The 23,645-nt window shown below is 72.9% G+C and carries 23 protein-coding genes and 2 pseudogenes; 14 read left to right on the top strand and 11 right to left on the bottom strand.

What is annotated here, in order from left to right:
- Positions 1-184: 184 nt before the first annotated feature.
- From ABT084_RS25500 to ABT084_RS25490, 3 genes are all read right to left on the bottom strand, one after another.
- Positions 185-1,306 carry an LLM class flavin-dependent oxidoreductase gene (locus tag ABT084_RS25500; RefSeq protein ID WP_351048203.1) on the bottom strand — a complete coding sequence of 374 codons (1,122 nt, stop codon included), beginning with the start codon at positions 1,304-1,306 and terminating at the stop codon, positions 185-187.
- A 106-nt stretch (positions 1,307-1,412) separates the two neighbouring features.
- Positions 1,413-2,198, bottom strand: a complete 786-nt coding sequence (locus ABT084_RS25495) for an SDR family NAD(P)-dependent oxidoreductase (RefSeq protein ID WP_351048196.1) — start codon at positions 2,196-2,198, stop codon at positions 1,413-1,415.
- A gap of 13 nt (positions 2,199-2,211) precedes the next feature.
- A complete protein-coding gene (locus ABT084_RS25490; protein ID WP_351048193.1) occupies positions 2,212-3,159 on the bottom strand; it encodes an LLM class F420-dependent oxidoreductase in 948 nt (315 codons plus the stop codon).
- Between the two features lie 358 nt (positions 3,160-3,517).
- On the opposite strand from ABT084_RS25490, the gene ABT084_RS25485 reads away from it, so the two are divergent.
- Complete coding sequence (locus ABT084_RS25485) at positions 3,518-4,171, top strand: transmembrane-type terpene cyclase (RefSeq protein WP_502969176.1); 654 nt, start codon at positions 3,518-3,520, stop codon at positions 4,169-4,171.
- Here ABT084_RS25485 and ABT084_RS25480 read toward each other — a convergent pair.
- Genes ABT084_RS25480 through ABT084_RS25465 form a run of 4 tightly spaced genes read right to left on the bottom strand, consistent with a single transcriptional unit; the run spans position 4,143 to position 7,232 of the window.
- Positions 4,143-4,952, bottom strand: a complete 810-nt coding sequence (locus tag ABT084_RS25480; protein WP_351048188.1) for a hypothetical protein — start codon at positions 4,950-4,952, stop codon at positions 4,143-4,145. The two genes, ABT084_RS25485 and ABT084_RS25480, sit on opposite strands and share 29 nt — an antisense overlap.
- Positions 4,953-4,987: 35 nt before the next feature.
- Entirely contained in the window at positions 4,988-5,269 is a 282-nt protein-coding gene (locus tag ABT084_RS25475) for a glutaredoxin domain-containing protein (RefSeq protein WP_351048185.1), read from the bottom strand.
- Positions 5,270-5,280: 11 nt separating this feature from the next.
- The gene (locus tag ABT084_RS25470) at positions 5,281-6,576 is read right to left on the bottom strand and encodes an ATP-binding protein (RefSeq protein WP_351048183.1); all 1,296 of its coding nucleotides are present in this window, start codon (positions 6,574-6,576) and stop codon (positions 5,281-5,283) included.
- Entirely contained in the window at positions 6,573-7,232 is a 660-nt protein-coding gene (locus tag ABT084_RS25465; protein ID WP_351048181.1) for a response regulator transcription factor, read from the bottom strand. Before ABT084_RS25465 ends, ABT084_RS25470 begins: the two co-directional genes overlap by 4 nt.
- Before the next feature lie 90 nt (positions 7,233-7,322).
- On the opposite strand from ABT084_RS25465, the gene ABT084_RS25460 reads away from it, so the two are divergent.
- The 5 genes from ABT084_RS25460 to ABT084_RS25440 all read left to right on the top strand — a co-directional run bounded on the left by ABT084_RS25460 (position 7,323) and on the right by ABT084_RS25440 (position 11,516).
- Positions 7,323-7,862, top strand: a complete 540-nt coding sequence (locus tag ABT084_RS25460; RefSeq protein WP_351048179.1) for a hypothetical protein — start codon at positions 7,323-7,325, stop codon at positions 7,860-7,862.
- Positions 7,844-9,040 carry a peptidoglycan-binding protein gene (locus tag ABT084_RS25455; protein WP_351048176.1) on the top strand — a complete coding sequence of 399 codons (1,197 nt, stop codon included), beginning with the start codon at positions 7,844-7,846 and terminating at the stop codon, positions 9,038-9,040. The genes ABT084_RS25460 and ABT084_RS25455 overlap by 19 nt, the downstream gene beginning before the upstream one ends.
- Positions 9,037-9,747: an ABC transporter ATP-binding protein gene (locus ABT084_RS25450; RefSeq protein WP_351048174.1), complete on the top strand. Its 711-nt coding sequence runs from the start codon at positions 9,037-9,039 to the stop codon at positions 9,745-9,747. Before ABT084_RS25455 ends, ABT084_RS25450 begins: the two co-directional genes overlap by 4 nt.
- On the top strand, positions 9,747-10,991 hold the full coding sequence (locus ABT084_RS25445) for an ABC transporter permease (RefSeq protein ID WP_351048172.1): 1,245 nt from the start codon (positions 9,747-9,749) through the stop codon (positions 10,989-10,991). The genes ABT084_RS25450 and ABT084_RS25445 overlap by 1 nt, the downstream gene beginning before the upstream one ends.
- Positions 10,992-11,060: 69 nt before the next feature.
- Positions 11,061-11,516, top strand: coding sequence for an NUDIX hydrolase (locus ABT084_RS25440; RefSeq protein ID WP_351048169.1), 456 nt, complete (start codon positions 11,061-11,063; stop codon positions 11,514-11,516).
- Positions 11,517-11,536: 20 nt separating this feature from the next.
- Here the strand turns inward: ABT084_RS25440 and ABT084_RS25435 are convergent.
- The 3 genes and pseudogenes from ABT084_RS25435 to ABT084_RS25425 form a co-directional block, all read right to left on the bottom strand.
- Positions 11,537-12,169: pseudogene (locus ABT084_RS25435) on the bottom strand (response regulator); the annotation flags it as partial.
- Between the two features lie 241 nt (positions 12,170-12,410).
- Positions 12,411-12,962, bottom strand: a pseudogene (locus ABT084_RS25430) (CPBP family intramembrane glutamic endopeptidase); the annotation flags it as partial.
- Positions 12,963-13,193: 231 nt separating this feature from the next.
- Positions 13,194-14,078, bottom strand: coding sequence for a trypsin-like serine peptidase (locus tag ABT084_RS25425; RefSeq protein WP_351048166.1), 885 nt, complete (start codon positions 14,076-14,078; stop codon positions 13,194-13,196).
- A 255-nt stretch (positions 14,079-14,333) separates the two neighbouring features.
- Here ABT084_RS25425 and ABT084_RS25420 point away from each other — a divergent pair, with 255 nt between their 5' ends.
- Positions 14,334-15,821, top strand: a complete 1,488-nt coding sequence (locus ABT084_RS25420) for an AMP-binding protein (RefSeq protein WP_351048164.1) — start codon at positions 14,334-14,336, stop codon at positions 15,819-15,821.
- 57 nt (positions 15,822-15,878) lie between these two features.
- On the opposite strand, the gene ABT084_RS25415 is transcribed toward ABT084_RS25420, so the two are convergent.
- Positions 15,879-17,120, bottom strand: a complete 1,242-nt coding sequence (locus ABT084_RS25415) for an amidohydrolase family protein (RefSeq protein ID WP_351048161.1) — start codon at positions 17,118-17,120, stop codon at positions 15,879-15,881.
- Positions 17,121-17,252: 132 nt separating this feature from the next.
- Between ABT084_RS25415 and afsR the strand changes: the two genes are divergently transcribed.
- The 7 genes from afsR (at position 17,253) to ABT084_RS25380 (ending at position 23,572) form a co-directional block, all read left to right on the top strand.
- Complete coding sequence (gene afsR / locus ABT084_RS25410; RefSeq protein WP_351048159.1) at positions 17,253-20,567, top strand: SARP-family global regulator AfsR; 3,315 nt, start codon at positions 17,253-17,255, stop codon at positions 20,565-20,567.
- A gap of 202 nt (positions 20,568-20,769) precedes the next feature.
- Positions 20,770-20,985 carry a hypothetical protein gene (locus ABT084_RS25405; protein WP_351048156.1) on the top strand — a complete coding sequence of 72 codons (216 nt, stop codon included), beginning with the start codon at positions 20,770-20,772 and terminating at the stop codon, positions 20,983-20,985.
- Between the two features lie 223 nt (positions 20,986-21,208).
- Positions 21,209-21,412, top strand: coding sequence for a hypothetical protein (locus ABT084_RS25400; RefSeq protein ID WP_351048153.1), 204 nt, complete (start codon positions 21,209-21,211; stop codon positions 21,410-21,412).
- Positions 21,413-21,414: 2 nt separating this feature from the next.
- A complete protein-coding gene (locus tag ABT084_RS25395; protein ID WP_351048151.1) occupies positions 21,415-21,945 on the top strand; it encodes a DUF6879 family protein in 531 nt (176 codons plus the stop codon).
- Complete coding sequence (locus ABT084_RS25390; protein WP_351048149.1) at positions 21,942-22,784, top strand: helix-turn-helix domain-containing protein; 843 nt, start codon at positions 21,942-21,944, stop codon at positions 22,782-22,784. The genes ABT084_RS25395 and ABT084_RS25390 overlap by 4 nt, the downstream gene beginning before the upstream one ends.
- Before the next feature lie 84 nt (positions 22,785-22,868).
- Entirely contained in the window at positions 22,869-23,273 is a 405-nt protein-coding gene (locus tag ABT084_RS25385; protein ID WP_351048146.1) for a hypothetical protein, read from the top strand.
- The gene (locus ABT084_RS25380) at positions 23,270-23,572 is read left to right on the top strand and encodes a hypothetical protein (protein WP_351048144.1); all 303 of its coding nucleotides are present in this window, start codon (positions 23,270-23,272) and stop codon (positions 23,570-23,572) included. Before ABT084_RS25385 ends, ABT084_RS25380 begins: the two co-directional genes overlap by 4 nt.
- Positions 23,573-23,645: the final 73 nt, after the last annotated feature.

The raw sequence follows: 23,645 nt of genomic DNA, 5'->3' as shown, positions 1-23,645 counted from the left end.
GGGGCCCCCGCGGAGGGGAACGGCCCTGGCGGGCCGCACCGGGCTCCGCCCGGACCCGCGCCTCAAACGCCGGCGAGGCTGAAGTGGCCGGGCGGGGCTGGCATGGCCGGGCCGATCCGGATCGGCCGCAGGGCTGAAGTGGCCGGGCGGGGCCGGGGGGCCGGGTTGCGCGGCCCCCACGGGATCAGGCGGCTTCGCGGAAGCGCGTCGTCCGGTGCACCGGATCCGTGTCGATCTTCGGGATCACATGCTCCCCGATGAGCTTGACGGTGTTCATCGTGTCCTCGTACGACACCCCCGTCGGCAGCCCGAAGGACAGCTGATCGGCCCCGGCCGACTCCCACCGCTTGCACTGCTGCAGCACCTCGGACGGATCGCCGCAGATCAGCAGCTCCTCAGCGATCAGCAGCTCGATGATCTCCGCGTTGTACTCGGGCAGGATCTCCGGCCACTGCGGGATCGCCTCGGGCCGCGGGAAGGTGTCGTGGTAGCGGAAGACCAGCGACTGGAAGCGGTTCATGTTGGCGTTGACCGCGATCTCCACGGCCTTGTCGTGGGTCTCGGCGCAGATCGCGGTCGAGGTGACCATGACGTTGTCGTTGACGAAGGCCCCAATGGCCTTCGCCTCCTGAATGGCCGTCTTGTACTGGTCCAGGACCCACTGCATGTCCGAGACCTTCTGGACGCTGAAGCCGAGGACCCCGAGCCCCTTCTTCGCGGCCATGGCGTACGAGGACGGGGACCCGGCGGCGTACCACATGGCCGGGTGCGCCTTGCCGTACGGCTTGGGGAAGATCTTCCGCGGCGGCAGCGACCAGTGCTTGCCCTGGAACCCCTCGTACTCCTCCTGGAGGAACATCTTGGGGAATTCCGCGATGGTCTCCTCCCAGATCTCCTTCGTGCCGTTCATGTCCTCGATGCCCGGGAGGAAGCCGAGGATCTCGTGGCTGCCCGCGCCGCGGCCGGTGCCGAATTCGAAGCGGCCCTTGGAGAGGTGGTCGAGCATGGCGACCTTCTCGGCAACCTTGACCGGGTGGTTCACCGGGGCGAGGGGGTTGAAGATGCCGGAGCCGAGGTGGATGCGCTCGGTGGCGTGGGCGAGGTACCCGAGGAAGACCTCGTTCGCCGAGAGGTGCGAGTACTCCTCCAGGAAGTGGTGCTCGGAGGCCCAGGCGTACTTGAAGCCGGACTTGTCGGCCTGGATGACGTACTCGGTCTCCTCGATCAGCGCCTTGTGCTCTGCCTCGGGGTCGACCTTGGAACGCGCCTCAGCCACGTATCCCTGCACAAAGAGCCCGAATTCCAAGGGGTTCACCGTCCTTAAGTTTCTGACGTAGCGTCAGATTTGATGAGGTTGACTGTTCCACCGCGCACCGGAGCCGTCAATACCTGACGCTCCATCAGATACGGCCTCAGAGAATGCTGACGCCCGCCATCCAGCCGCCGTCGATCACGAAGGGCTGGCCGGTGATGTACGAGGAGTCCTCGCTGGTCAGGAACAGGGCGAGGCGCGCGATCTCCTCCGGCCGGCCCACCCGCCCCATCGGCACGACCCGCTTGTACAGGTCCGCCATCGCGTCCCGCGCCTCGTCCGTCATCCCCGCCGGGTCCAGCAGCCCGGGGTTGGCCATGGGGGTGTCCACGGCGCCCGGGCACATGGCGTTGACCCGGATGTTCCTGGCGGCCAGCTCCAGCGCCGCCACCCGGGTCAGGCCCAGGATCGCGGCCTTGGTGGCGGCGTAGGCACCCACGTAGGCCATGCCCGTCAGGCCCGTGTACGAAGAGGTGTTGACGATGGTGCCGCCGCCCGCCGCCCCGATCTCGGGGGCCACCGTCTTGATGCCGAGGAAGGCGCCGATCTGGTTGACCTGGATGATCTGCTGGAACTCCTCCAGCGGGGTGCTCACCAGGTCGTTGAAACGCAGGATGCCCGCGTTGTTGACCAGGCCGTTGATCTCGCCGAAGGCCTCCTTCGCGGCGGCCACGGCGGCCGCCCAGTCCTCCTCCCGGCTCACGTCCATCCGTACGTACCGGGCCCGCTCCTCGCCGATCTCCTTGGCCACGGCGGCGCCCTGCTCGTCCAGTACGTCCCCCAGCACCACCTTCGCGCCCTCGGCGGCGAAGATCCGGGCCTCCTGCTCGCCCTGACCGCGCGCCGCACCCGTGATGATGACGACGCGCCCGTCCAGCTTGCCCATGCCGATACCCCTGTCAGTCGTTGAGGAGGGGGCCGACCTCGGCCCCGAAAGCGCTGATCTGGTCGATGAGTTCGGCCCGGTCGCGGCTGCGGAAGCGCACCTGGATCTGGTCGATGCCGAGCGCCTTGTACGCGCGCAGGGACTCGGCGAGGGCCTCCGCCTTGCCGGTGAGGGTGCGCCGGCCGGTGTCCCAGCCGGGCTCACCGACGTACAGGGCCTCGGTGATCGCGCCCATCTCGATGGGGTCGGCCACCCCGGCGGCGGCGCGCAGCTCCCGGATACGGGCCACCTGCGCCGGGAGCTTGTCCCGCGGGTCCCCCTGCGGGAGCCAGCCGTCCCCGCGTACGGCCGCCCGGCGCACGGCGGCGGGCGAGGACCCGCCGACCCACACGGGGATCCGCTCCTGGGCCGGGCGCGGCAGCTGTCCGAGGTCCTTGAAGGCGAAGGCCGCCCCCTCGAACTCCGGGTACTCCTCGGGCCCGAGGGCCGCCCGCAGTGCGTCGAGGGTCTCGTCGAGCAGCGGTCCGCGCCGTGCGAAGTCCACGCCGAGGGCCTCGAACTCCTCCTGCACGTGCCCGGCGCCGACCCCGAGGATCAGCCGGCCGCCGGAAAGGTGGTCGAGGGTCGCGTACTGCTTCGCGCTGATCAGCGGGTGGCGCAGGCCGACGATGGCGACGTGGCTGAGCAGCCGTACGTGCTCGGTGATCGCGGCCAGGAAGGAGAGGGTGGCGACCGGGTCGTACCAGACGGTGCTCATGGGCCCGGCGAGCCGCCGGGGAATGGCCACGTGGTCGCACGAGGCCAGGTACGCGAAGCCCGCCCGGTCCGCGGCCCGCGCGATCTCCGCCAGATCGGCGGCTCCCGCCGACGCCTCCCAGGGCTCGGCGTAGAGGGTGCTCTGCGACTGGACCGGGAGCTGCATCCCGTAGACCAGCCGACCTTCCGGAAACACGCGCGCCATGCCGTCCCCGCCTCACGTCCACGTCGCCACCGCGACCCCACCACCGACACCGACACCGACACCTGACGATTCGTCATACGGATGCCGGGGCCCATCGTCGTAGCTGACGCACCGTCAGGCAAGGGGTGGGGCGCGGACATTCACCATCCGGCCGCCATCGGGATCACGCCCACGGGCCGCCGCTCCGGGATGCGGAGGAGGGGACCTCCAACCTTCACGTACGGGGTCGACACCCCCTGCCTCCTCCTCCCCCCGGCGCCGACCAGCAGCGGTTCCGAGCGCCGGCCTGTCGCGGGCCGCTGCCCGTTGGTTAAGGTGCGGCGCCTGAATCGGTGGGATCCGGGCGTGAGACGGGGAGATGTGCGTGGAGCTGTTCCTGACGCTGGTCAGTGGGGTCGCCTGGACCATCGTGTACGCCGAGGCCATCCGGCTCGGGCTGCGGCAGCGGACGTACGCGATGCCCGTGGCCGCGCTCGCGCTCAACTTCGCGTGGGAGACGACGTACGCCGTGAACGAGTTCCTCGGGGGCGTGTCCGCGCAGGGGGTCGTCAACGTCGTGTGGGCCGTCGCCGATGTGGTGATCGTCTACACGTTCTTCCGCTTCGGGCGGGCCGAGCTGCCGGAGTTCGTCACCCGGCCGCTGTTCGCCGCCTGGGGCGTGCTGGTCTTCGGCAGCGCCTTCGCCGTGCAGTGGCTCTTCCTCGCGCACTTCGGGGCGCACGACGCGTCCCGGTACTCGGCGTTCCTGCAGAACCTGCTGATGTCCGGGCTGTTCATCGCACTGTTCGCGGGGCGCGGCGGGGCGCACGGGCAGAGCCTGGTCATCGCCGTCGCCAAATGGCTCGGGACCCTCGCCCCGACCGTGCTCTTCGGGGTGATCGAGGACGCGCCGTTCATCCTCGGGCTGGGTGTGCTGTGCGGTGTGTTCGACCTCGCGTACATCGCCCTGCTGGTCCGCGACCGGAGCCACGGGCCGGACGCGCTCAGAAGCCGGCCGGCCCCATCACGATGACCGGCTTCGCCGCCGGGTCCAGGGTCTGGAGGACCTTGCGCATGCCCTCCGCGGGGATGCCGACGCAGCCCTGGGAGGGGCCGTCGTGGTCCACGTGCAGCCAGATGTTGCCGCCCCTGGCCTCGCCCTCGGGCTTCGTCGGATCCAGCGGGGAGACGCCCCGCGCACGGTTGAAGTCGATCGCGACGACGTAGTCGAAGGATCCGGCCAGCGACTCGCCGTTGACGCCCCGGCCGGAGGGGACGAAGGAGCTGTCCTTGTCGTAGGGCAGCCGGGTGCCGGGCGGCGGGGGCAGCAGGCCGCCCGCGTCGGTGAGCGAGAACACGCCCTGCGGCGAGGTCAGGTCGCCGTACGTCCGCTGCGTGGACCAGCCCTTCGCGCCGTTGCGGGCGGGCCAGCTGCCCACCGGGGACCAGCGCGCGCCCGCGTCGGCGCGGGTGTAGAGGGCGGCGGTGCCCTCGGAGGAGCCCTTGTCCTTGCCGGTCACCAGGACCAGCTGCCGCGCATCGGCCGGGATCCGGGCCGAGGTCGCCGCGCTGACGCCCGGGAGCCCGCTCAGCTCGCCGCGCTCCGCACCCCGCGCGGCGCGGCCCCCGTCGCCCCCGCCGGCCCGCTCGTACGCGTCCGGCGCCGCCTCGGTGCGCCGTACCCGGTCCCCCCGGTCGTGCACGGCGTACGCCCACCCCGCGGAGCAGGTCACCAGCCCGAGCACGGCCACCAGAACCAGATGACGGGGCGTGCGGGACCGGGGCCGGGTGCGGTGACGGGCGTGCTTGCTCATGATCCCGACCGTACACAGCCGGGGCCGGTTTCCCTTTATCGATCAACTTCCGCGAGGGCCCGGCGGACCTGCGCGAGTGAGGGGTTCACCAGGGCGCGTTCCGGGCCCTCGGGGGCGTGGACGCGGACCGTGGGGACCGTTTCGTTGCCGTTCGCCACGCTGCGGACGTAGGCCGCCGCGTCGGGGTCCCGCCAGATGTTGACGGGGCGGTAGGGGGTGCCGGTCAGCCGCAGTTTGAGCCACAGCTTCATGCAGAACACGCACCCGGGACGCCAGTACACCGTTATCTCAGCTGTCTCAGCTCTATCGGTACTCATGGCGACGAACCCTACGACGGACCGGATGCCGTTGTGGCCGCAGTGGCCGCTGCCGGGAAGCGGATGCGGAGCGTGAGGCCGCCCTCCGGGGGCGGGTTGGCCTCCGCCGTCAGTTCCGCGCCGTGGGCCCGGGCGATCGAGGCGACGATCGAGAGGCCGAGGCCCGCGCCCTCGCCCGCCGTGTGGCGGCGTTCCGCGCGCCGCCGGAACGGCTCCAGCAGCCGGGCCACCTCGCCCGGCGGGATCACCGGGCCGGTGTTCGAGACCGTCAGCACCCCGTCGGCCGAGGTCCGCAGCTCGAGCCGGCCGCCCGGACGGTTGTGCCGCACCGCGTTGGCCAGCAGGTTGCGGACCAGGTGTCCGAGCAGCAGCCGGTCTCCGGTCACCGGCAGCGGCGCCAGCGACCGCTCCACCGTCAGGCCGTCCGGGCCGCTCGGCTCCGCCCCCGGGCAGTCCGCCAGTTCCGCCGCCGCCAGCACGGCGAGGTCCACCGTCTCCGTGCTCTCCAGGCCCTCCTCCGAGACCGCGAGCAGCAGCAGCGACTCGATCAGGTGCTCGCTGGAATCCGCGACCCCGATCAGCTTGGCCCGGATCCGGGCCACCTTCTGCGGCCCAGGGTCCCCCGCCAGGCCGATCTCGGCCGCCGCCCGCTGCACGGCGAGCGGGGTGCGCAGCTCGTGGGCGGCGTTCGCAGCGAACCGGCGCTGCGCGCCGACCAGGTCCTCCATCCGGTCGAGCATCCCGTCGAAGGTGTCGGCGAGCCGCTTCAGCTCGCCGGGCGGCGCGTCCAGGCCGATCCGCTCGTGCAGGTTCGCCCCGGACAGCCGCCGGGCCGTCTCGGTGATCACCCCGACCGGGCGCAGCACCCGGCCCGACATCCACCAGGCCAGCCAGATCGACAGCACGGCGAACACGGCCAGCGCGAGCAGCGACACGGTCAACAGCTCGTGCAGCGCGGCCTGTTCGGCGGCAGAGCTGAGGTCACGGGTGGCCTTGTACGCCGCCAGCTGTTCCGGGGTCATCAGCTCACCGGGCACCGCCTGGGCCGGTACGAAGAGCTTGTCCCCCTCGGTCAGGACCTGGGTCTGGTTGAGCGCCGGGGCGTAGGTGGTGACGGCCTGGTTGATGCTGCGGAAGAGTCCCTGGCGCACCAGTACGTTCAGCAGCGCGACCAGGCCGCCGCCCGCGAGCACCAGCAGCGAGCCGTAGAGCGCGGTCAGCCGGGCCCGCTCGCCGCGCGGCAGCAGCCGGGCCGGGCCGACCGCTGCCGCGCGGCGAGCGGGGCGCAGCGGGCGCCGCGGGCTCATCGCGCGATCCGGTAGCCCGCACCGGGGACGGTCTCGATCAGCGCGGGCTCCCCCAGCTTGGCCCGCAGCTTGCTGAGGGTGACCCGTACCGCGTTCGTGCTGTAGCTGGTGTCCTCTTCCCACACCTGCTCGATCAGGTCCTCGTTGCTGATCACCGCCCCCTCCGCCCGCAGCAGCGTCTCCAGCACCGCGAACTCCTTGCGGGACAGCGCGAGCCGGTGCCCGTCGCGGGCCGCGCTGCGCCGTGCGGTGTCGAGGGCGATCCCGGCGGCCTCCAGTACGGGCGGCAGCGCGGGCCGGACGCGGCGGCCCAGGGCCAGGACCCGGGCGAGGAGCTCGTCGTAGGCGAAGGGCTTGGTCAGATAGTCGTCGGCGCCCAGGCCCAGCCCTTCCACCCGGTCACGGACGGTGCCGGAGGCGGTGAGCATCAGGACCCGGGTGAGCAGCCGCTCGCGCACCACCTGGCGGCACACCTCGTCGCCGTGCAGCCCGGGCAGGTCGCGGTCGAGGACGAGGACGTCGTACTCGCCGAGGCGCAGCCGCCGGAGGGCCTCCAGGCCGTCGCTCGCCTCGTCCACGGCCAGCGCGTCGCGGCGCAGCCCCTCGGCGATCATCTCCCGGAGGAATTCCTCGTCCTCCACCACCAGAACTCGCATGGAGTCCTCTTTACCGGAGAGCGACATTTCGTCGTCGTAAGAGCGGGGGGTTAGAGAAGCGAAACCCGCTCCTCGCGCACGCTCTGGCGCATGAAGCAATCGACGACCATGACCACGGCCGCGCTCCTCACCGCAATGGCCCTCTTCGTCACCGCGTGCGCGGGCGGTGTCGGCGGTTCGGGCGGCAAGAAGGACGAGAAGAAGGACTCCTCGAACTCGGCCGGCGCGGCGGGCGCGGGCGGTGCGGGCGGTGCGGGCGGTGGCGGCGACGGCGCCGACCTCGACAAGGCCCTCAAGACCCGCAAGTGCCTGCGCGAGAACGGCGTCGACGCTCCCGACCCGAAGCCCGGCGAGGACCCCCGGGGCATGACGGTGGGCGCGGGCGGCGACGCGGAGGCGATGAAGAAGGCCTTCGAGAAGTGCGGGATGGAGGTGCCGGGCTCCGGCGGCGGGGTGTCGCAGGAGATCAAGGACCAGGCGCTGAAGTCGGCCAAGTGCATGCGGGACCACGGATTCGACGTACCGGACCCGGAATTCAACGGCAATTCGATGACCGGCACGTCCATACCGGACGGCGCCGACAAGGACGCCTTCATGGCCCAGCTGAACAAGTGCAGCGCCCAGAAGTGAGCGGGCGCGGCAAGCGGCTCCTGGGCGCGCTGGCCGTCGTACTCGCCGTCTCGGGCGGCGGGTACGCGGTGGTCGCGCAGGCCGGGACGGACGGCGACGACGGGAAGCGGCAGCGTGCGGACGGGCTCCCCGCCGGGAGGGCGCCGGTCACGCGCGGCGATCTGAGCGCCGGGCTCACGGTGGACGGGACGCTCGGGTACGCGAAGGAGCGCAAGCTCAACGCGTCGGGCGCGGGCGCGGGACCGGGTGGCGCGGGAGCAGGATCCGGCGGCGGTACGGGCGCCTCCGGATCCGGCGGCGGTTCCGGCGCCGCGACCCTGACCTGGGTGGCGACCGCCGGCTCCGCCGTCGAGCGCGACGGCAGGCTCTACGAGGTCAACGGCAAGGTGGTGCGCCTGATGTACGGCACCACCCCCGTCTACCGGACCATGAAGAGCGGCGACAAGGGCGAGGACGTCAAGCAGCTCAAGCGCAACCTCCAGGCCCTCGGCTTCGGCGTCGGCCTCGACGCCTCGGACGGCACCTTCACCGACGGCACGGTCACCGGCGTCAAGCGCTGGCAGAAGTCCCACGGCCTGCGGGAGACGGGCGAGATCGGCAAGGAGGACATCGCCTTCGCCTCCGGCCCGCAGCGCGTCCAGAAGAACGACATGGCGGTCGGCGACGAGGCGGGCTCCGGCAAGCCCGTGCTGACCCTGACCGGCACCGAGCGGATGGTCCGCTTCCAGCTGGACGTGGCCAAGGCGGGCGCGGTCAAGACCGGCGACCCGGTGACCGTGAGCCTGCCGGGCGGTGGCACGGCCAAGGGAAAGATCGAATCGGTGGGCAGCACCGCCAACCCCGACGACCCGGCCACCGGCGGCGCGGGCGGGGGCGGCGGCGGGGACAAGAAGCCGAAGGTGCAGGTCGAGGTCACCCTCGACGACGCCACCGGGGCCAAGGGCCCCGACCAGGCCCCCGTCTCGGTGACCCTGACCGGCGAGGTCCGCAAGGACGTGCTCTCCGTACCGGTCAACTCCCTCCTCGCCCTCGCCGAAGGCGGTTTCGGCGTCCAGGTCGTCGAGAACGGCAAGGCCCGCGAGGTCAAGGTCGAGCTCGGCATGTTCGGCAAGGGCCGGGTCGAGGTGAAGGGGGACGCCCTCAAGGAGGGCATGCTCGTGGGAGTCCCCGCGTCATGAACCGACACGCTCACGCGGTCGTCGAGCTGACCGGCGTCACCAAGGAGTACCCCGGCGGGGTCACGGCCCTGCGCGGGGTCGACCTCACCGTCATGAACGGCGAACTCCTCGCCATCGTCGGCCCGTCGGGCTCGGGAAAGTCCACCCTGCTGCACATCGTGGGGACGCTGGACCGACCGAGCGCCGGCCGTGTCGCCATCGCCGGGTACGACATCGCGCGCCTCTCCGACCGCTCCCTGTCGGCCCTGCGCTCCCGCCACGTCGGCTTCGTCTTCCAGTCCTTCCACCTGGTGCCGGGCATCAGCGCCCGGGCGAACGTCGCCGAGGGGCTGCTGTACTCCGGCCTCTCCCGGGCCGAACGCGGGCGGCGGGCCGAGCGCGCCCTGGAGCGCGTCGGCCTCGGCGACCGCATGGACCACCGGCCGCACGAACTCTCCGGCGGCCAGAAGCAGCGCGTGGCCATCGCCCGGGCGGTCGCGGGCGAACCGGACCTGCTGCTCGCCGACGAACCGACGGGCGCCCTCGACACGGCGTCCGGCGCCTCGGTGATGGAACTGCTGCACGAGCTGAACCGGGACGGGGCCACCATCGCCGTGATCACCCACGACAACGAGATCGCGGCGAGCCTGCCCCGGCAGGTCCGCCTCCGCGACGGCGAGATCGTGGCGGACGTGTGGAACACGGGCGCCGCGGCGGGGGTGGCGTGATGGGCACCCGTACGAAGCCCCGCGTCCCGGAGCCCGCCCGCGAGCGCGCCTCCCGGAAGCTCTCGCCGCCCCGCCTCGGCCCCCGCGACGTCCTGCACGTGGGCTCGGCGGGCCTGCGCTCGCGGCCCATGCGGGTGTTCCTGTCCGCCCTCGGCATCGCGATCGGCATCGCGACGATGATCGCGGTGGTCGGCGTCTCCTCGTCCAGCCAGGCCAAGCTGCTCCAGGAGCTCGACAAGCTCGGCACGAACATGCTGGTCGCCACCCCCGGCCCGTCGATGTTCGCGGGCCAGGACACCAAGCTCCCGAAGGAGGCCCCGGGCATGATCGCCCGGATCGACGGGGTCGAGTCGGTCGGCACGACGGGGGACGTGAAGGAGTCGGTCCGCCGCAGCGAGAACATCCCGAAGGAGGAGACCTCGGGCATCGTCCTCAAGGCGGCCAAGGACGACCTCCTCGAAACACTGCGCGCGAAGGTGCGCGGCGGCAGCTGGCTCAACGACGCGACGGGCCGCTATCCGTCGGTCGTCCTCGGGCACGTGTCGGCCGAGCGCCTCGGGATCACGCGGCCCGGCGCTCAGGTCTTCATCGGCGGGCGGTACTTCACCGTCATCGGGATCCTGGATCCGATCCCGCTGGCGCCGGAGATCGAGCGTTCGGCGCTCATCGGCTGGGAGGCGGCGCAGAGCCTGCTGGGCTTCGACGGCCACCCGACCTCGGTCTACGAGCGCTCGGCGGACGACCGCGTCCGGGCCGTCCGCTCCCTCATGGGCAAGACCGCCCACCCCGAGTCGCCGAGCTCGGTGTCGGTGACGGACCCCTCGGCGGCGCTCCAGGCGAAGGCGGCCACCGAAGGCGCCTTCAGCACCCTGCTGCTCGGCCTGGGCGGCATCGCCCTGCTGGTGGGCGGGGTCGGCGTGGCCAACACGATGATCATCTCGGTGCTGGAGCGACGCCACGAGATCGGGCTACGGCGCTCCCTGGGCGCGACCAAGGGCCAGATCCGGGTGCAGTTCGTGACGGAGTCCCTGCTGCTCTCGGGGCTCGGCGGGCTGGCGGGCATCGCGCTCGGCGGGATCGCGACCCTGGTCTACGCCCGGGCGGGCGACCTGCCGTGGGTGGTCCCGCTGTGGGCGGTGACGGGTGGCTTCGGCGCGACGCTGGTGATCGGTACGGTCGCGGGCCTCTACCCGGCGGTGCGCGCGGCCCGGCTGTCCCCGACGCTGGCGCTGCAGGCGGCGTAGGCCGTGGGCGGCATGCGACCCCCCGCAGACCCCTACGGCCCGCGGGGGGTCCCGTCGTACATTGATCTGATGAGAACTCCACGGCAGGCAGCGCGAATTGTCGTACTCTCCCCGAGCGGATCGGTCTTCCTCTTCCGCGAGAACAACATCGAGGTCGGGATCCACTGGCTGCCGCCCGGCGGCGGGATCGATCCGGGCGAGAGCCCCGAGGAGTGCGTGCGGCGCGAGCTGCGCGAGGAGACGGGCTGGACGGACCTCGCGCCGCAGCGGCTGCTGTGCACCTGGGAGCACGACTTCACGTACCAGGGCGTCCCGGTCCGCCAGCACGAGCACATCTACGTCACCACCGGCCCGCACCGCGACCCCGTCCCGGAGTACCCGGAAGCCCACTGGCGGTGGCTGTCCCCGACGGCGCTGGCCACCCTCGGCGAACCGCTGTGGCCCCCGCTCCTCCCGAGCCTGCTCGCGGCGGGGGCGCGGCCGGAGCCGGTCCACCTGGGGCTGGTGGACCAGGTCATCGGGTAGGCGGGCGCGTCCTGGCGCCGCAGGCAGGCGAGGACGGCCAGCACCCGGCGGTTGTCCTCGGTGGACGCCGCGATCCCGAGCTTGGTGAAGATGCCCGCGGTGTGCTTCGCGACGGCGCTCTCACTGAAGTGCAGGGCGCCCGCGATCGCGGCGTTCGACCTGCCCTCCGCCATCAGCTCCAGGACGTCGCGCTCCCGCGGCGTGAGGACCGCGATGGTGCCCCGGGCGTCGCCGCGCGAGAGCAGCCGGGAGATCACCTGCGGGTCCAGGACGGTGCCGCCGGCCGCGACACGGCGTACGGCGTCCACGAACTGGGCGGTGTCGGTGACCCGGTCCTTCAGCAGATAGCCCACGCCGCCGTCGCCGCTGGCCAGCAGCTCGTTCGCGTAGAGCTGGTCGACGTACTGGGACAGGACGAGGACCGGCAGACCCGGCCGGTGGCGGCGCGCCTCCAGGGCGGCCTGGAGGCCCTCGTCGGTGTGGGTCGGCGGCAGGCGCACGTCGACGACCGCGACGTCCGGGCCGTCCTCCCGCAGCGCGCGCACCAGGGCCGGTCCGTTGTCCACGGCGACCACGTCGAAGCCGTGCTCGCGCAGCGTGCGGACCAGGCCGTCCCTCAGGAGGAAGAGGTCTTCGGCGAGGACGACGCGCACGGAATCTCCAAGGTCGCTGTGGTCGGTCCGCCCCGCGGGGTTCCGGGGCGGGGACGCCCGCCCGGGCGCCCCGTCGGGCCCGCACCAGGGCCGCCACCAGGGCCGCCACCAGGCAGGACAGGCCGAAGCAGAGCATGGGGAGGACGGCCCCGGACTCCTCGTCCATGAGGAGCAGCAGCCCGAGGTTGACCAGGGTGTGGAAACCGCCCGCGAGCAGCAGCCGGTACAGGCCGCCCGCACCGTCGAGCGCGATGCCCAGCACGACCGACATGGCCACGGTGGCGACGAGGAACCCCGCGGCGTAGGCCGGGGCCCGCCCGAAGACCGGGACGTGCCAGGCACCCCACACCACGCCCACCGTGACGGACGAGGCGATCACCCCGAACCGGGTCCGCAGCAGCGGCTGGAGGAAGCAGCGCCAGCCGATCTCCTCCGCGCACGCCCCCACCAGCTGCGCCGCGACGATCAGCGCGAAGGGGTGGTGCAGGGCCCCCGGCGCGGTGAAGGCGACGTCCCCGGAGGCGGCCCCGTACGCGAGGGCGGTGAACGCGACGATCAGCACGGCGGTGGCGAGCAGCGCCACCCCCCGGCCCGCGCCCGCGCCCGCTCCCGGCCGCGCGCCCCGCAGCAGCTCACGGGTCCGCCGCCGCCGGTACAGCGCGAGCGCGCCCACCGCGACGGCGGGCCCGAACTGGGTGAGCTGGATGACCTCCTCGGGCACTCCTGTGCCCGGCTGCACCGCTCCGAGCACCCCGGCCGCGACGAAGGCGACCGCGGTGAAGACGGCGGCCATGCCCCCTCCCCTGGCGCGGTCCCCCCGTCCTCCGTCGTTCACGCCATCCCTGCCGTCCACGCCGTCCACGCCGTCCACGCCGTCCACAGTCCGCATGGCCATCCCGCCCCGTCCGTCCGTCCGCTCGGAAATCCGTACACGGACGACGGTGCCGGGCCGGGCGGCCCGGGGCACTGGAGCTGACAACCGGGCCGGGGTGCACCCACGTACACCCCCGGTTCCGGGCCGGGGTCAGGCGCCCGGTGCGGTGGCCTTCGTGTAGAGGGTGCTCGCCCAGGAGCCGAAGACCGTGCTGGTCGACACGTCGTCGGTGTCCCCGCCGGTCAGGATCCCGATGATCTTGCCGTCGCGGGCGATCCAGGCGCTGCCGCTCGTACCGCCCGGGAAGTCGGCGCAGTCGAAGCGCTGCTCGGTGTCGCTGTCCCGGATCGTGACGGCCGTGCAGGTGCGGGGCACCTTGCGGTCGGCGGGGTAGCCGGTGACCGTGACCTCCTCGGCCGAGCGGCCGGAGGTGTCCAGGGCGGCGGCGCCGGTGACGTCCTCGATGTTGCGGCCCGCGGAGTCCGGGGCGAGCCGCGCGAAGGCGAGGTCGAAGTCGTCGTCGTTGTTGTCGGACCAGCGCTCGTCCTCGAAGACCTTCTCGACCTTCCAGGTGCCATAAGGGGCCGACCCGTTCGCGTACGCGGGTGCGAAGACCGCCCCGGCTCCGCTCGCGTCCCCCGCGATCAGGCAGTGCCCGGCCGTGACGATCATGTTGCGGCCCGCGCTGTGCACCACGGTCGCCGTGCAGAAGTGGTCGCCGTCGAGGCCGCCGGTGAACAGCGCCCCCGCGATGGCGATGGGCGTGCCGGACGGGGACGTGGGGGCGGGAGCGGCCGGGGTGGCGGGCGCGGCCGTCCGGCCGGGCGCGGGAGTGGTCAGCGGCGACTGCGCGGATGATTGCGTTCGCGATGACGAGCCGGGCGGCGAGGCGGACGGCCGCCCGGGCGCGGGCGCGGCCTTGGCGTGCGCGGACGACGAGGAGTCGGGACTGGGCACCACCTTGGTCATGGCCGCGGAGGCGCCGAGCGCCGCCACCGAGCACAGCACCACGGTCACCACGGTCCGCTTGTCCACCACGCCACCCTTCCGTCTTTGCTCTGGCGAAGCATGCCTCGGAGGTCACCACGACCGCAAGAGGGGTACTCCGGCCACCACCATCTCACCTTATGGAAGCGGGGGCTTGGGGGTTCAGCTGACGGGGTGCGGCGTCCCTCGTGGGGAAAGCGCATTGCCCGGGCGGGGGGCGGGGGATTGGATGGCGCAGGTCAAAGCGGTGGGGCGGTCGGCCGGTCGGCCCGCCGGCCCGCCGGCCGGTTCTGGGGGGAACGAATGACATCCATGCTCGACGGTTGTACGCCCTGGCCCGAGGAGTACGTCGACCACTACTGGGCGTCGGGGTACTGGCGCGGCAACACGCTGGACAACCTGCTGCGCGACTGGGCGCTCCAGTACGGGCCGCGGACCGCGCTCGTGCACGGGGGGCCGGGCGGGACGGGCGAGGCAGGCGGGACGGGCGAGGCAGGCGAAACGGGCGGGGCAGGCGGGACGCGCCTCACCTACGCGGCGCTGAACCGGCGCGTGGACCGCATGGCCGCCGGGTTCCGGCTGCGCGGGATCCGGGCCGGGCAGCGGGTCGTCGTCCAGCTGCCGAACGTACCCGAGTTCGTCATCACCGTGTTCGCCCTGATGCGCGCCGGTGTGGTCCCCGTCTTCTGCCCGCTCGGGCACCGCGCGGCCGAGGTGTCCCACCTCGTGCGGGTCACCCAGGCCGTCGGCTACGTCGGCCCCTCGACGTACCGGGGCTTCGACCACACGGCGATGGTCGCGGACATCGCCGCGCAAGGTCCGTTCCTGCGGCGGGTGTTCACGTTGGAGGCGCCCGGCGGCCCGTCTCCGTACGGCGGTATGACGACCGACCCGGCGGGCTGCCACTACAGCCCGCTGGCCACCATCGACGCCCCGCCCGAGCCGGCCCTCGCCCAGGGCGCCGGGCAGGTGGCGTTCCTCCAGGTCTCCGGAGGTACCGAAGCCGCGCCCCGGCTCGTCCCGCGCACCCACAACGACTACGCCTACCAGGCGCGGGCCGCCGCCGAGGCGGTCTCGCTGACCAGGGACGACGTGTACCTCGCCGCGCTGCCCGCCGCGTCGGACCTCACCTTCGGCTGCCCCGGGATCGTCGGCGCCCTCTCGGTCGGCGCCACCGTCGTCCTGGTCGAGGACCCGGGGCCCGCTGAATGCCTGCCGGTCATCGAGCGGGAGCGGGTCACCCTCACGTCGGTGGTGCCCGACGTCGCCCGGCGCTGGCTCGACGCGCTCGCCACGGCCGGGGCCGACGCGAGCGACGTGAGCACCCTGCGCCTCGTACAGATCGGCGTACGGAGCGACGTACAGGGCGGCGGACCGGGCGACGCACAGGGCGGCGTAACGACCAACGCCCGGACCGGCGGCGCGCCCTCGCCCCGGGAGGTCGCCGAGGGGTTCGGCGCCGCCTGGGGCTGCCGCCCGCAGCAGGTCTTCGGTACGGGCGCGGGGCTGCTCACCCTCACCCGGCCCGCCGATCCGGACCGGGTCGTCCTCGGTACGCAGGGCCGCCCGCTCTCCCCCGACGACGAGATCCGCATCGTGGGCGCCGACGGCGAGGACGTGCCCGACGGGCAGCCCGGCGAGCTGCTCGCCCGCGGTCCGTACACCCCGCGGGGTTTCTACCGGGCGCCCGAGGACACCGCACGCTCCTTCACCGCCGACGGCTACCTCCGCACCGGCGTCCTCGCGCGGCGCACCGCGGACGGCGACCTGGTGGTCACGGGCGGCGCCTGAGCCGTGCCGTACGGCGACGGACACGGACACGGACACGGATACGGACACGGATACGGACTAGTGGGCCTTCGGGGCGGCTTCGCCCGACGCCCAGAGGCCCTCCGGGGTCAGCCCCAGGAGGTCGATCGCGTTGCCGCGGACGATGCGGTCGACCACGTCCGGGGCGAGGTGGCCCATCTGGCTCTCGCCGACCTCGCGGGACTTCGGCCAGGTCGAGTCGGAGTGGGGGTAGTCCGTCTCGTACAGGACGTTTGCGACTCCGATCGAGCCCAGGTTCTTCAGCCCGAAGGCATCGTCGAAGAAGCAGCCGAAGACGTGCTCGGCGAAGAGCTCCGACGGCGGACGCAGCACCTTCTCGGCGACCCCGCCCCAGCCGCGGTTCTCCTCCCAGACGACGTTCGCGCGCTCCAGGATGTAGGGGATCCAGCCGATCTGGCCCTCGGCGTACATGATCTTCAGGTTGGGGAACCGCTCGAACTTGCCGCTCATCAGCCAGTCGACCATCGAGAAGCAGCAGTTGGCGAAGGTGATGGTGGAGCCGACGGCGGGCGGGGCGTCCGCCGAGGTGGACGGCATGCGCGACGAGGAACCGATGTGCATCGCGATGACCGTGCCGGTCTCGTCGCACGCCTGGAGGAAGGGGTCCCACTCGTCCGTGTGGATGGACGGCAGGCCCAGGTGCGGCGGTATCTCGGAGAAGGCGACGGCCCGCACCCCGCGCGCCGCGTTGCGCCGGACCTCGGCGGCGGCGAGGTGCGGGTCCCACAGCGGGATGAGGGTGAGCGGGATCAGCCGGCCCCGCGCGAGCGGGCCGCACCACTCCTCCACCATCCAGTCGTTGTAGGCCCGGACGCCGAGCAGCCCCAGCTCACGGTCCTTGGCCTCGGTGAAGGTCTGCCCGCAAAAACGCGGGAAGGTGGGGAAGCACAGGGCCGACTGGACGTGGTTGACGTCCATGTCGGCGAGGCGCTCGGGAACCGAAAAGGACCCCGGGCGCATCTGCTCGTAGGTGATGACTTCCAGTTTGATCTCGTCGCGGTCGTATCCGACCGCCGTGTCCAGTCGGGTCAGCGGCCGGTGCAGGTCTTCGTAGACCCACCAGTCACCGATCGGCCCGTCGTCGCCCTTGGCACCCATGACCGGCGCGAACTTGCCTCCCAGGAAGGTCATTTCCTTCAGGGGGGCGCGTACGACGCGGGGGCCGACGTCGTGGTACTTGGACGGGAGCCGGTCCCGCCAGACGTGGGGGGGCTCAACCGTGTGGTCGTCCACCGAGATGATCTTCGGGAAGGTCTCCATGACCCCCACGGTAGCGTTGATCTGACGATGCGTCAGCTAGTTGGACGGCGCTCGCTCCACCACGGACTGACGTCTCACCCCAAGACAGGGCAGACTGGCCATCACACCGACGGAAGGCAGGGGGGACGACAGATGCACGGCATACCGGCCATCCCGCACCAGCGGAACCACCCCGAAGCAGCCCGATCCGCCGTCCCACCCCCCGTCCCGCCCGAACCGGAAGCGGCGCCGGGCGCGGCGGCCGCCCCCACGAAGGGAATTCCCACGGAAGCGGCGCCCACGGAACCGTCCCCCGCGGCAGCGGTCACCACACCGACGCCCGCCCCGGCCGAGCGCCCCGCGCCGTCGGCCCCCGCGGCAGCGGTCACCACACCAGCGACCACGGCGGCAGCGGCCCCCTCGTCGGCGGCCCCCTCGTCGGCGGCCCCCTCGTCGGCGGCCCCCGCACCGGCGGCCCCCGCACCGGCGATCAACGCACCGGCCGTCACCGCACCGGCCGCCCCAGCCCCGAGCTCCCGCTTCGCCGTGCTCGGCCCCATCCGCGCCTGGCGCGGCAGCGAGCCGCTCTCCTCCGGCAGCCCCCAGCAACGCGCCCTGCTCGCGGCCCTGTTGCTGCGCGAGGGCCGGACCGCAACCGCACCCGAACTGATCGACGCGATCTGGGGCGAGGACCCTCCCCCGCAGGCCCTGGCCGCCATCCGGACCTACGCCTCCCGGCTCCGCAAGGTGCTCGACACCGGCCTGCTGGTCAGCGAGTCCGGCGGGTACGCCATCCGGCTCGGCTCCGCCGCCGCCCTCGACCTCGGCGTCGCCCGGACCCTCAGCGGCGACGCGGACAAGGCCCGCGCCGCCGGTGACCGCTCCCTCGCCCGGACCCTGCTGGCCCGCGCCCTGGACCTGTGGGACGGCGAGCCCCTCGCCGGAGTCCCCGGGCCGCACGCCGAGACCGAGCGCGTCCGGCTCGGCGAATGGCGCCTCCAGCTCCTGGAGACCCGCCTCGACCTCGACCTCGAGGTCGGCAGCCACGCCGAGGCCGTCTCCGAGCTCACCGCCCTCACCGCCGCCCACCCGCTGCGCGAGCGCCTGCGCGAGCTGCTCATGCTCGCCCTGTACCGCAGCGGCCGCCAGGCCGAGGCCCTCGCCGTGTACGCCGACACGCGCCGCCTCCTCGCCGACGAGCTGGGCGTCGACCCGCGCCCCGAGCTCCGCGCCCTCCAGCAGCGGATCCTGCGCGCCGACGCCGAGCTCGCCCGCGCCGCGGACCCCGCACCCGCCGCCGTCCCGATCCAGGTGCGCCCGGCACAACTCCCGGCCACCGTGCCCGATTTCACCGGCCGCGGCCCCTTCGTCACCGAGCTCGGCAAGGTCCTGTCGGGCGCCGGCGGCCAGGTCATGGCCGTCTCCGCGCTCGCGGGCATCGGCGGCGTCGGCAAGACCACCCTCGCCGTGCACGTCGCGCACGCCGCCCGCCCGCACTTCCCCGACGGACAGCTCTACGTCGACCTCCAGGGCACCGAGGCCCGCCCGGCCGAGCCCGAGGCCGTCCTCGGCTCCTTCCTGCGGGCGCTCGGCACCCCCGACACCCAGATCCCCGACTCCCCCGCCGAGCGGGCCGCGCTCTACCGCTCCACCCTCGACGGCCGCCGCGTCCTGGTCCTCCTCGACAACGCGCGCGACGCCGCCCAGGTACGTCCGCTGCTCCCCGGCACCGCGGGCTGCGCCGCCCTGGTGACCAGCCGGGTCCGGATGGCCGGGCTGGCCGGGGCCCACCTCGTCGACCTCGATGTGATGAGCCCCGAGGAAGCCCTGCTCCTGTTCACCCGGATCGTCGGAGCCGAGCGGGTCGGCGCCGAGCGCCAGGCCGCCCTCGACGTCGTCGGCGCCTGCGGGTTCCTGCCGCTGGCCATCCGCATCGCCGCCTCCCGGCTCGCCGCCCGCCGTACCTGGACCGTCTCCGTACTCGCCGCGAAGCTCGCCGACGAGCGCCGCCGCCTGGACGAACTCCAGGCCGGCGACCTCGCCGTCAAGGCCACCTTCGAGCTGGGCTACGGCCAGCTCGAGCCCGCCCAGCAGCGCGCCTTCCGGCTGCTGGGACTCGCCGACGGCCCGGACATCTCCCTGTGCGCCGCGGCCGCCGTGCTGGACCGGCCCGAACACGACACCGAGGACCTGCTCGAGGCTTTAGTCGACTGCTCCCTGCTGGAATCCGCCGCGCCCGGCCGCTACCGCTTCCACGACCTCGTACGCCTCTACGCGCGTGCGTGCGCGGAACGCGACGAGCGGCCCGCGAGCGAGCGGTCCGCCGCCCTGGACCGGCTCCTCGACTTCTACCTCGCCACCGCCTCCCGCGTGTACGCGCTGGAGCGCCCCGGCGACCGGCTCGTGGCCCACCTGTCCCCGACCCGGTACCCGGGGCGGGACTTCGCCGAGCCGCGCGCCGCCCTGGACTGGCTCTACGCCGAGGCCGACACCGTCCTCGCCTGTGTCCGCCAGGCCGCGTCCCGCAGCGCGCTGCCCGGGGCGGGCGGCGCACCGGACGGCGCACCGGGCGGCGGCGTGCTGCGCCGGGCCGTGGACCTGCTGTGGGCGGCGAAGGACCTCGCCGAGTCCGGGGCCAACTCCAAGCAGTACGAGTCCGCGGCCGGCGCCGTCCGCGACGCCGCCCACGCCGCCGGTGACCCGCGCGCCGAGGGCCGGGCCCGCACCACCCTCACCACCGTCCACCTGATCGCGGGCCGCTTCACCGCCGCCGACGACGAGGCCCGCCGGGCCACCACCCTGGCCAAGGCCGCGGGCGACCCGCTGCCCAGCTGCTGGGCGCCCAACGACCGCGGGATCATCGCCCTGCACCAGGGCCGCTTCGCGGACGGCGAGCGCTTTCTGCTGGAGGCCATCGCCAGCTTCCGCGCCGACGGGAACCACGTCGGCGAGGCCGCCGCCCTGTGCAACCTCTCCCGCATCCACGTGGAGCTCGGGCGGCTGCCCACCGCCATAGAGCTGGCCCAGCAGGGCATCGCCATCTACGACCGGATGGGCCTGAGCCTGCGCCTGGCCAACGGCCGCTACGCGCTGGGCATCGCCCTCACCCAGGCCGGCCGGCTGGAGGAGGCCCAGGACCAGCTCACCGAGGCGCTGTCGCTGTTCCACGACAACCGCCAGCCGCTCTGGGAGGGCGTGACCCACTTCCGGCTCGCCGAGGCGCACCTGGCCGCGCGCCGCCCCACGCTCGCCGCCTCGCACGCCGAGCAGGCGATCGCGCTGCGCGGGATCGGCGGGGAATGGCGGCGGGCGACCGTGCTGACGGTGCTGGGCAAGGCGCTGCGGAGCCTGGGGCAGACCGACCGGGCGCGGGTGTGCTGGCGGGACGCGGAGGCCGTTTTCGAGCAGTTGGGATCGTCCGAACTGTCGGAAGTGCGCGCCCTGTTGGCATCGGCGATCGCCGCATGAACGCAGCCGCTCGCCGTCGGCCCGGCCGTGACCTGCGAGGGGGCGGAGATGAACGAGGTCGTTCATCGTTCGTTTATCGCCGACCGCCACTATGAGTACATCGACTCGTCGCGTCGGGGGAGGTGGCGGGTCCGCTGGACCACCCGTTCGGCGGTCGCGGGGGAATCGCCGAACGGGCCCGACCCATCATCAGGAGTGCGCGATGACGACGAACGAGAACGCCCTGCCGAACGTGCCGAACGTGACCGCCGCGCCCAAGGCGCCGACCACGCCCGGCCTGCTGCCGCTCACCGACGACGGCGAGCTGAAGCCGCTCGACAACCACGCCTCGGGCGTCGAGACGAAGCCGCTGGACAACCACGCCTCGGGCGAGGAACTCACGACCATGGACAACCACGCGTCCGGTCCGCGCCCGTAACAGGGGGTCACGGGTAAGGACCGACGGCGGTACGGGGGACGGTGGTCGCGGTGGCCCGGAGGGGGGACCACCGCGACCACCGCGTATCCATGTCCGGGCGCGGACGCGTACGGCTTCGGCGCGCGCAGCCGGGCGCATTGCGCGCAATCTCGCGCAATCGCACCCCACGGCCGTGCACAGCGCAGCATGCTGGGTTCCCCAACCCGCCTGAACGGAGCACACCATGACACTGCGCTTCATCGGCACCACGTCCGAGTTCGGCAATTGTCCCACCCTGTACGAAGTCGTCGAGACGGGCGACATCGTCGTCCAGGGCGATGTGCTGACCGACCCCAAGCACCTGGCCCAGCTGCGAGACGTCGGCGAACACGAGACGATCGTCGTCATTCCGCGCGAGCTGCTCACGCGTTTCGCGCCGAAGGAGTGACCGTGTTGGTTCCGTTCGAGAGCATCGTCCACTTGTTCTCGGAGTTCGAGCACACGGCGTTCCGGCTGGAAACCCGCCGTGGCTACGCCTCCGATCGGCAGGGGGCCCGGTACCAGGCGTTCATGCGCGGCATCGACCCGGTGCGGGAGCCCGGCAACCCGTGGCACCTCAACGTTCGCGAGAAGGCCGCACAGGGGGCACGCTTCTCCCGGGTGCGCATCATCGACGAGCCACCCACCGATGGACAGCGATTCTTGATGGCGTCCGCCACCTCGAACGCCGCCATGGGCGAGGACATCCGCGTACTCGCACGCTCGGAGGCCGTGCGCCTGAAGCTGCCCGAGTACGACTTCTGGCTGTTCGACTCCCGGACCGTGGTCCGCTTCCACATCGACGACCAGGACGTCACAACCGGCGTCGAGGTCACCGAGGACCCCGCCGACGTGCGTTCCGCGTGCCAGGCCCGTGACCGCGCCTGGCCCCTCGCCGCCCCTACTGCCGAGGTGTGGGCACAGGTACGTTCGTCTGCGTGAGCACTGACTTTCAGAGCGCCCGCGTGGCCCTCGGCGCGCGGCTGCGAGAGCTGCGCGCCGAGGCGGGCCACAACGGGAAGGACTTCGCCGCCCGCCTCGACTGGCAGCGGTCGAAGGTGTCCCGGCTGGAGAACGGCAAGCAGACCGCCACCGCCGACGACCTCACCGCCTGGGCCGCCGCCGCCGGCGTACCAGAGCAGGCCGCCGACCTCACGAGCCGACTGCGCGGCCTGGAGTCCCAGCAGCGGTCATGGCGCCGTCAGCTCGTCGCCGGCAACCGGCCCGTGCAGGACCGGTACGTCGTCGAGTACCAGCAGACCGCCACGATGCGCGGCTACGAAGCCACCGTGATCCCGGGGCTGTTCCAGACCCCCGACTACGCCCGCCACCTGTTCGCGAAGAACGCCGTACTGATGCAGTCCCCGCGGGACACGGAGGCCTCCGTAGCCGCCCGTATGCGCCGCCAAGAGGTGCTGTACGAGTCGGGCAAGCTCTTCCGCGTCCTGGTGTGGGAAGGGGCGCTCCACGCGCTCGTGTGCCCACGAGACGTCATGGTCGGCCAGCTCGACCGCCTCGTCGGCCTGATCGGCATGAGCACGGTGCGGCTCGGCATCGTCCCCCTCGGCGCGCCTCTGGACCTGACCCCGAAGCACGGGTTCTGGATCTTCGACGAACAGCGCGTCATCGTCGAGACCATCAACACCGAGCTGACCTTCGACTCGTCCGACGACCTCGCCCTCTACGGCCGGGTGTGGGACGGTCTGAACAGCGCGGCCGTGTACGGGTCGCAGGCCCACCGGCTGATCGCCCGCGCCCGGCGCTCAATTGCCCCCGTGTGAGCAACCGGCGCCAACCGCTGGGCCGCCGCGCAATCCGCCGCAACCGGCCGGACGCGGCCCCCGACCCGTTCCTAACGTGCGGTCATGGCGATGGAGCAGCAGGTCGGCCCGGTGGAGTATCCCGTCCTCACCGGTGGCTGGTGCAACTGGCACGACGGGCCGTCGGACACCGCGCTGGTGATCCAGTGGGGGGAATCGAACTCCGGGCCCCCCAAGCCCTTGTACGCGTGCGCGCCGTGCCGCGAACAGCGAGGACTGGCCGTCGAGGCGCCCGTCCCCTGCAAGGGTGCGCCCCTCCGTCCCGCAAGCCACCTCTCCGCCGAGCAGCTCCAGGGCCGGGCGTGCGGGGCCTGCGGGGCGCCGCTGACCGCCGACCGCGTGTACCGCGGCGCGGTCCTCGTCCAGCAGGACGGGTACGGCCTCGACTTCGACGTGTGGTGCTGTCCCCCGGCGATCCCGCACGCTCCGATCCCTGAGGAGACTTCGTGATCGCTACGGACTTCAAGGTCACCCGCACGGACGTCGTGACCTGCGAAGCTTGCTGGCGCGAGCCGGTCGAGGCCGCCCGCGTTCGCCACGGCGCTCGCGATCTGCTGTGCCTGTCCTGCGCGGAAGCGGGCTACCCCGCCCGCGTCGAGCAGTTCCCGCCACTCGGTGTGTACGGGCTCACCGCGGCGAAGGTGACGATGGGCAAGCACGCGGGCGGACCACCGCAGCTGCCGCCGAACCCTGGCCCGGCACTCCCGTCGCCCCCGCCGACCCCCACCCCTGGTCGGCCTCCCGTGTAGATCTGCCCGAGACCCGGGCCGCGCTGGGCTCCCGGCGCGCTCCGCACGCGTCGGGGGCCCCTTGTGCGCCTAG

Origin of the sequence: Streptomyces sp. NPDC002138 (assembly GCF_040296485.1) — a bacterium.
Taxonomy (GTDB): Bacteria; Actinomycetota; Actinomycetes; order Streptomycetales; family Streptomycetaceae; genus Streptomyces.
Note: the sequence above shows the minus strand (reverse complement) of the source record. Positions and strands in the feature narration are given on the sequence as shown.

Bases quoted from the DNA above. Each gene is read 5' to 3' on its own strand.
- ABT084_RS25495 (WP_351048196.1), bottom strand. From the start codon at position 2,198: ATGGGCAAGCTGGACGGGCGCGTCGTCATCATCACGGGTGCGGCGCGC.
- ABT084_RS25490 (WP_351048193.1), bottom strand. From the start codon at position 3,159: ATGGCGCGCGTGTTTCCGGAAGGTCGGCTGGTCTACGGGATGCAGCTC.
- ABT084_RS25485 (WP_502969176.1), top strand. From the start codon at position 3,518: ATGTGCGTGGAGCTGTTCCTGACGCTGGTCAGTGGGGTCGCCTGGACC.
- ABT084_RS25480 (WP_351048188.1), bottom strand. From the start codon at position 4,952: ATGAGCAAGCACGCCCGTCACCGCACCCGGCCCCGGTCCCGCACGCCC.
- ABT084_RS25475 (WP_351048185.1), bottom strand. From the start codon at position 5,269: ATGAGTACCGATAGAGCTGAGACAGCTGAGATAACGGTGTACTGGCGT.
- ABT084_RS25470 (WP_351048183.1), bottom strand. From the start codon at position 6,576: ATGAGCCCGCGGCGCCCGCTGCGCCCCGCTCGCCGCGCGGCAGCGGTC.
- ABT084_RS25465 (WP_351048181.1), bottom strand. From the start codon at position 7,232: ATGCGAGTTCTGGTGGTGGAGGACGAGGAATTCCTCCGGGAGATGATC.
- ABT084_RS25460 (WP_351048179.1), top strand. From the start codon at position 7,323: ATGAAGCAATCGACGACCATGACCACGGCCGCGCTCCTCACCGCAATG.
- ABT084_RS25450 (WP_351048174.1), top strand. From the start codon at position 9,037: ATGAACCGACACGCTCACGCGGTCGTCGAGCTGACCGGCGTCACCAAG.
- ABT084_RS25445 (WP_351048172.1), top strand. From the start codon at position 9,747: ATGGGCACCCGTACGAAGCCCCGCGTCCCGGAGCCCGCCCGCGAGCGC.
- ABT084_RS25440 (WP_351048169.1), top strand. From the start codon at position 11,061: ATGAGAACTCCACGGCAGGCAGCGCGAATTGTCGTACTCTCCCCGAGC.
- ABT084_RS25420 (WP_351048164.1), top strand. From the start codon at position 14,334: ATGACATCCATGCTCGACGGTTGTACGCCCTGGCCCGAGGAGTACGTC.
- ABT084_RS25415 (WP_351048161.1), bottom strand. From the start codon at position 17,120: ATGGAGACCTTCCCGAAGATCATCTCGGTGGACGACCACACGGTTGAG.
- afsR (WP_351048159.1), top strand. From the start codon at position 17,253: ATGCACGGCATACCGGCCATCCCGCACCAGCGGAACCACCCCGAAGCA.
- ABT084_RS25405 (WP_351048156.1), top strand. From the start codon at position 20,770: ATGACGACGAACGAGAACGCCCTGCCGAACGTGCCGAACGTGACCGCC.
- ABT084_RS25400 (WP_351048153.1), top strand. From the start codon at position 21,209: ATGACACTGCGCTTCATCGGCACCACGTCCGAGTTCGGCAATTGTCCC.
- ABT084_RS25385 (WP_351048146.1), top strand. From the start codon at position 22,869: ATGGCGATGGAGCAGCAGGTCGGCCCGGTGGAGTATCCCGTCCTCACC.